The organism is Streptomyces sp. (genome assembly GCF_031178505.1).
Taxonomy (GTDB): domain Bacteria; phylum Actinomycetota; class Actinomycetes; order Streptomycetales; family Streptomycetaceae; genus Streptomyces; species Streptomyces gulbargensis.
On sequence record NZ_JAPSIW010000915.1, the window covers coordinates 1 to 2,381 of the forward strand.

At 74.2% G+C, this 2,381-nt stretch carries 2 protein-coding genes and 1 pseudogene; all 3 read right to left on the bottom strand.

Going from position 1 to position 2,381, the window contains the following annotated elements:
• A pseudogene (locus RIF68_RS34390) lies at positions 1 to 679 on the bottom strand (class F sortase); the annotation flags it as partial.
• A gap of 86 nt (positions 680 to 765) precedes the next feature.
• On the bottom strand, positions 766 to 1,446 hold the full coding sequence (locus RIF68_RS34395; protein WP_309055409.1) for a hypothetical protein: 681 nt from the start codon (positions 1,444 to 1,446) through the stop codon (positions 766 to 768).
• 609 nt (positions 1,447 to 2,055) lie between these two features.
• The coding region (locus RIF68_RS34400; RefSeq protein ID WP_309055411.1) for a hypothetical protein at positions 2,056 to 2,381 on the bottom strand (326 nt) is incomplete at its 5' end.

Sequence of the window (2,381 nt, forward strand, 5' to 3'; positions counted from 1 at the left end):
GCGGCACGGGCGAGGCCGTGAGCACGACGTTCCTGCCCCACAGGTCCTCGGTGTAGCAGCTGACCACGACCAGCCGGTCCGGCACGATCTGCCAGATGTCGCTGTCCTTGAGGGTGTCCTTGTCGTGGGTCACCACCGAGTCCACCACGTACTCCAGGGTCCCGTTCCCGGTCTCCAGCACGATCTCGCTGCCCACGAGGCCGGGGTCGCTCAGCCGGTTGAAGGGAGCCTCGCGGTCCTCCCAGCTGTGGCCCGTGATGTAGGTGGTGTTCTGGGAGCCCTCCCCCGGCATGCCGTACGGGGTGAGCCAGTAGCCGTCCAGGGTGTCCGGGGGGACCAGCAGCCCGGCGGCCCGCTCCTGCTCGCTGGGGGTCAGCGGCAGCACCGGCACGTCGAGCCGGGCGTCGTCGACCCGCAGCCGGACGGGGGGCGCGGCCTCCGGGCGCGAGGCGTCCGGAGCGGCGGCCGACGTGGAGGTCCCGGGCTCCGGAGCGGAGGCCGGAGCCGGCGCCGTGGCGGACACCGACGGGGCGGACGGTGCCGCATCCGGCGAGGCCGCGTCGGGCGGACCCGTCAGCAGCGCCGTGGACAGGAGGGCCGCGGCGCCGAGACCGCCGGCGGCGGCCGCCCAGCGCATCCCTGATCGGCGGCGGGGCGCGGGCTGCTGCGGTGCGTCCATGCGGCGGGTCCTCCGGGATCGGGTCGGGAAAAGACTACGCCCTGGTGCCGCGCGAGCGCGGCACCAGGGCGGTCAGTGGGACGGGATCAGGCGCGAGCGCGGCGGATCCGGAACGCCACGGCCCCGGCCACAGCCGCACCGGAGGCCAGCAGAGCGGCGAGCAGGCCGGCGCCCGGCCCGCCCTCCCCCGCGGTCTGCATGTTGATGCCCTGGTTCACGCCGGAGGCGGAGTCGCCCTCGGCGCCCGTGCCGGTCCAGTCGCCGGAGCCGTCGGTGCCGGTACCCGTGGTGGGGGAACCGTTGTTGTTCGCGAACAGTCCCAGGAGGCAGGCGCCGTTCTCCATGAAGACCTCGCCCTGCGCGCGGGCCTCCCGGGCGGCCGTCTCGAAGCCTGCCGCGGCGGCGGTGGTGGCCGCGTAGGCCTCGTCGACGGCGGGATCCTCGGTGGCCGCGGCGTAGGCACCCTGCAGGCGCAGGATCTCGTTCCAGGCGGCCTGGGCGCGGTCGATGGTGTCGTCGTTCACGATGGCGTCCTCCAGCACGGCCTGCTGGGCCTGGAGCTGTGCGAGGACGTTCTGGTCGGTGACCAGGGAGTTGAAGCGCACGCCCGTGTCGTGCAGGCGGTCAGCGGAGCTGACCAGGTTGCTCACCGTCGCGCTCGGCGGGGGGCAAGACTCGGCGTGGGCGGCCGGGGCGCCCAGGAACAGGCCACCCGCCAGGACCGCGGCGGACGAACCAGCGGCCACCCATTTCTTCACAGCAGTCATATCGGTACGTCTCCTCAAATCGTTCAGAACCCCGGGCCTGCCCCTGGGGTGCCAGCGCGCGGCACAGTTCTCCTGGCGTCCCGGGTTCGCGCACCGGCGGGATCGCTGCAGGGGTCGTCGTGCTGCTGGTCATCCGGTGCGGGGGGTCCCGGCGCCCCAGCTCGGGAAGTGCTGGAGCGCGGCCGGATGATGCTGTCGGTTCAAGCTACAAGGGTTTTCATCCTTTTAGCAATTGTTAATGGCATTGTGGCGCGGCGGGGTCGCCGTTGCGTCCCCCGTTCGGCGGGCACCGGACCGCGGTACGGCGCGGCGTTCGTGACGTGTCCCGCGTCGCCGCCGGGCCGCGTGCTCCCGGCCGTGGCGGCTCCGGCCCCGCGCGCCGCCGCCCGGAGCGTCCCTGCGCGTCCCGGCGGCGAGGGACCGTGGCCCGTCCGCCCGCGCATGCCGGGAGCCCGGTCCGGGAACCGGGACTCCCGTCGTTCTCCTGGTGGCGCGGACGCCGCGTCGGGTGGCGGCCAGGCGCGGATCGTCGCCCGCTCGGCCCGGGACGTCGCGGCCGCGACCGTGCGGAGGGGCCGGGCTGCGCCGCCGGGCCGGGGACGGACTGCGTTACCGGGCGGCGTCCCCGCCGACCCAGGCCGTCGCGTAGAACCGCGGGGAGAGCGAGTTCAGCAGCTCGGCATAGGGCTCCGGCTCCATGGCCTGCGCCGATCCGGCCGGGACCTCCGAGGCGAAGGCGGACACCCCCAGGCCGGCCTCGTGGTCTCGCAGGGTCAGGCCGGCGGCCTCCAGGATCGTGGGGTACATGTTCAGCTGGTCCACGCCGGGGCGCAGCGTGCTGCTCCTGTCCTCGCCCGGGACCCAGATCCGGTTGAAGATGGTGCGGCTGTCGCTGTGGTTGTCGCTGTCGCTGTCGCTGTCGGCCAGATGCTCGC

Coding starts and splice junctions, on each gene's coding strand:
- RIF68_RS34395 (WP_309055409.1), bottom strand. CDS start 1,446: ATGACTGCTGTGAAGAAATGGGTGGCCGCTGGTTCGTCCGCCGCGGTC.